Source organism: Micromonospora sp. LOL_015, from assembly GCF_048060275.1.
GTDB lineage: Bacteria > Actinomycetota > Actinomycetes > Mycobacteriales > Micromonosporaceae > Micromonospora_E.
Genome location: NZ_JBHMIO010000114.1, coordinates 1 through 2,312 on the forward strand (window position 1 = coordinate 1; position 2,312 = coordinate 2,312).

Here is a 2,312-nt window from a genome sequence, read left to right on the forward strand (position 1 = left end):
CCGCCACGCCGAACCACCCGACAGCAGCCACACAACCGCAGGCCACACCCCAAGATCAACTCAAGCTACGCAGCATTGAGCCTTGCTCGATGTGTGCGGCCAGGCTGACCTGGGAGTCGCTGTCGTCGAACACGCAGCGCTCGATCGACGCAGCGATCTGCCGAGGGCCGATACTCGGCCTTCTCGCCATGCGGGAAGCAACTCCGCCAATCCGGCTGCCCCACGCCATCGACCTACTCGCCTTCCGCTATAACGCGGGCGTCGGAACCGGAGCCGCGCTGGAGTAGTGGACTGGTCTCCTACAGACCGGTCCAACCCGGGACCCACGCACCAAAAGGGTCGCAGCGGACGCTCACGGACAGCGCAGCGGTTCCGCCTGAGCGCGCTCGGGTCGCGGCAGTGAGAGTGAAACCGGACCGGATGCGGGGATCGGCTTGGAGCCAGGCGGAGTCTTCCGCCCCCGGGGTTCGTTGTCAGGACTGCGATACCGGATGATCCCGGGATGGCGACCATTCATCTGCTGCAAGCAGGCGTGACCCAATCGCGCCCAGATCACCTCGGTCGAGGAGCCGACGGTCGGCCGGAACTAACACTCGCCGTGGCTCCGCCCGTGGGCCGACAACGAGGAGCGTTCGACGCTGCTCCGGACGTTCCAACCGAACCTCGTGCCGGGCCTCCTGCAAACCGAGTCATACGCCCGGATGGTCCTCGCCGCCGGCCTGCACACCGAGGCAGAGGTAGACGAGATGACGCGGGACCGGCTGGCTCGGCAGGCGGCAACGCTCGAACGACCAGAGCCGGTAATGATCTCCGCGATAGTCGCCGAGCCGGTACTCCGGACTGGTGACCCGGAGATCATGAAAGCCCAGCTTGAGCACTTGGTCGACCTCAGTTGCCGCCCTACCGTCCACGTCTGGGTCATCCCGACGAGTGCGGGAGTGCACGTCGGCCACTCGGGCGCGTTCGTCATCGCGACCTTGATCAACGGGACGCGGATCGGCTACCTGGACGATCAACTCGAAGGACGACTCGCGTCGAGCGCGAGCAAGCTGGCTACGCTTGAGCGACGGTGGGAGTCTGTGAACGACCTGGCCCTGCCTGGCCGGGAGTCGCGAGATCTGATGCTAAGGGTGATCGATGAGTACGATGCACACGCCTCACTGGCGTAAGTCCAGCCGTAGCAGCAACGGCGGAGACACCTGTGTAGAGGTCGCGGACAACATCCCGGGCCGGGTGTACGTCCGCGACACCAAGGACCGCGCCGGCGGGACCCTGGCCTTCGAGCCGATAGCCTGGTCGGCATTCGTCAGGTTGGCGAAGTCCCGCTGACCGACCACCCGTGGCAGCGGCCCGTGGCGAGCACAGCACCGGCCGCTGCCACGGGTAGCTGTCGGCAGCAGAGTGTGAAGAGGTGATCTAGTTTGTCCACAGCTCGCTACCGCAAGTCCACGCGTTCGGACAGCACAGGTTCGTGCGTCGAGGTCGCCACCAACGTCCCCGCCACAGTCCTCGTTCGCGACAGCAAGGACCCCGCCAGCCCCGCCCTCAGCTCCAACCCCGCCGGCTGGACGTCCTTCCTCACCACCCTCAACCCCCTCGCGCCTCAATGCCCCGAGGCACCGAGGTGCCCTATCCCTACCGGGGCAGACGACGCAGGTCGCGACATGCCCCAAGTGCATATTTAGGGCCCCCACCGCGTAACGGGATGCGCAGGGGATCGGCTACCTGGACGATCAGCTCGAAGGACGACTCGCGTCGAGCACCAACGGGGTTCGGTGTCTACTTAATACTGGGGACCGCGCTCCGACGTGATTGATCGACGATGGAGGAGCGTATGCAAACGTCCCGATCCTCTCGCCGCGTGGCTCGCGCCGCGAAGGCCACTGCGGCTGGTCTGGCTACCGCAGGCATCATCGCACTGGGTGTCGCCGGGCCTGCGGCTGCAGCCGGCATCTCGCCCTCGCACCGGAACTGCTACACGCAATGGTGGAACACGGCCTGGGCTCAGAAGTGCTACTCCGGAGGAAACTCGGTTATCGGATACTTCGAATCAGGCGTCACATGCTCCGCCCAGTCAGACCCGAGCTTCACGAAGTGGCGCGTTACGTACAGCACGGCCGTCTATAGCGGTCCGGACTGCTTTCTTCCGCGTCCGATGGGTGGTTGAGTTACCTCGGATTCTGACCCACCTACTGCGTGACAGGCGGGAGAGGGCTTGGAAGATGCCCCTCCCGCCTGTCAGCCGGTCCAATGAGCCTTTGCGAGTAACGGTTCGCGACTGGGTGTAGTGCCGGTACTCGGTTCAGGTGGTT

Annotated in this window: 3 protein-coding genes and 1 pseudogene; all 4 read left to right on the top strand. The window is 65.2% G+C overall.

From position 1 onward, the window contains the following. On the top strand, positions 1-287 hold a 287-nt coding region (locus tag ACFHWU_RS28935), incomplete at its 5' end, for a hypothetical protein (RefSeq protein WP_416592268.1). Positions 288-617: 330 nt separating this feature from the next. Beyond that, positions 618-1,169: pseudogene (locus ACFHWU_RS28940) on the top strand (DUF5753 domain-containing protein); the annotation flags it as partial. Then, the gene (locus ACFHWU_RS28945) at positions 1,147-1,329 is read left to right on the top strand and encodes a DUF397 domain-containing protein (RefSeq protein WP_416592270.1); all 183 of its coding nucleotides are present in this window, start codon (positions 1,147-1,149) and stop codon (positions 1,327-1,329) included. The pseudogene ACFHWU_RS28940 and the gene ACFHWU_RS28945, both read left to right, overlap by 23 nt. A 92-nt stretch (positions 1,330-1,421) precedes the next feature. Continuing rightward, the gene (locus ACFHWU_RS28950) at positions 1,422-1,685 is read left to right on the top strand and encodes a DUF397 domain-containing protein (protein ID WP_416592269.1); all 264 of its coding nucleotides are present in this window, start codon (positions 1,422-1,424) and stop codon (positions 1,683-1,685) included. The last annotated feature ends 627 nt before the right edge of the window (positions 1,686-2,312 follow it).

Bases quoted from the DNA above. Each gene is read 5' to 3' on its own strand.
- ACFHWU_RS28945 (WP_416592270.1), top strand. From the start codon at position 1,147: ATGCACACGCCTCACTGGCGTAAGTCCAGCCGTAGCAGCAACGGCGGA.